We start from the raw sequence: 1266 nt of genomic DNA, 5'->3' as shown, positions 1-1266 counted from the left end.
TCCTTTGCGTCCGGGGCGTCGGTTCCGTGCAAGGACGCCCGAGGGCCCGACCCTCCGGCCGGCCGCGGACGCGGTACCACCTTGCTTGCCGGCGTCGGGAGGTCCCCGGGGTGCCGGCCGCTTGATGACTGCTGTGACGGGCTTACCCGTCCGGTTCTACTGGGGCCGTGCGGCCCGTTCTTCCGGAGGCTCGCCGGTGATGGCCGGGTCGACGCCTGTGCCCGCCAGTGTAGTGGACGCTGCGCCGGCCCGGGGCCGCGGGGCCGGAGCGCGTCAGAGGGCGGTGCGCACGGCCGCCGACGCGTCGCCGTCGATCTCCACGTGCACGGCGTCCCGGCCCGAGGCCCAGAGGAGGAGCTCCCCGACCTCGCCGGTCACCGTGACGGGCGCCCGCAGCGCCACGGCCCCACGGGTGACGGTGACCGGGGCGCGACCCGGGCCCTGGAGGACCACCGGCGCCGTGGACGTGCGCAGGAACAGCGGGGCCATGCGACGCAGCGAGCGGTAGAGGGCGTCCTCCTCGTCCGGGGAGAACGGGCGCGGGGCGGGCAGCGAGCCGCCGGTCGCGGACTCGCCGCGCCGGACGTCCTCGAGGTGGATGAAGTGCTCGGCCGCGTTCACGTGCCTGTCCGCCGCCCGCATGGGGTTCAGCGCCGACGGGCCCGCGGCCCACTCCCGCACGACCTCGGCGTAGTCGCGGCGCTTGGTGTCCGCGGTCAGGCGGTCGAGGTGGCGGGACAGCGGCGGGATGAACAGGGCGGCGAAGGCGTCGGGCCGGCTCTCCCGCAGCCAGAGGTGGGCGGCGAGGTCGCGGGTGCTCCAGCCGCCGCACAGGGTGGGCGCGTGGGGGCCCTTCTCGAGCAGGAGGTCAGCGAGACGGGCGCGTTCGGCTGCGGCGAAGGTGGTCATGGGCACCACGGTAGGGAGCGGGCCGCGGCGCGGGCGAGGGGTGGGCCGCGCCGCGGCCGCGAATCCGCCCGACGGGAGGACTCAGCCTCCGGCGCCGAGGAGGACGCTCTCCCGGGAGATGCGGGTCATCTCCTCCCGGTCCACGACCTTCACCCGCTCCCGCGCCACCGGACCGGCCTGCGTCGCCTGCGCACCCAGGGACTTCTCATGGTCATCCAGAGCATGCCAACCGGCCCACGTGGTGTACGGGACCTCACGGGACTCGAGCAGCTCGATCACCGACTCCTCCGACGGCTCCTGGGCCGTCCACAGCCCCGGCTCGTCCTCGATCAGATGCTTGATCGTCTCCAGGGAGTC

1 protein-coding gene and 1 pseudogene are annotated in these 1266 nt (G+C 75.0%); both read right to left on the bottom strand.

What is annotated here, in order from left to right; translation table 11 throughout:
* Positions 1-273: 273 nt before the first annotated feature.
* Complete coding sequence (locus QL983_RS11275) at positions 274-909, bottom strand: TIGR03085 family metal-binding protein (RefSeq protein WP_101965499.1); 636 nt, start codon at positions 907-909, stop codon at positions 274-276.
* Between the two features lie 81 nt (positions 910-990).
* A pseudogene (locus QL983_RS11270) lies at positions 991-1266 on the bottom strand (pyridine nucleotide-disulfide oxidoreductase); the annotation flags it as partial.

The sequence above is a fragment of the Micrococcus sp. APC 4021 genome, assembly GCF_030407635.1.
Classification (GTDB): domain Bacteria; phylum Actinomycetota; class Actinomycetes; order Actinomycetales; family Micrococcaceae; genus Micrococcus; species Micrococcus luteus.
This window is presented reverse-complemented; position numbering and strand designations above follow the sequence as displayed.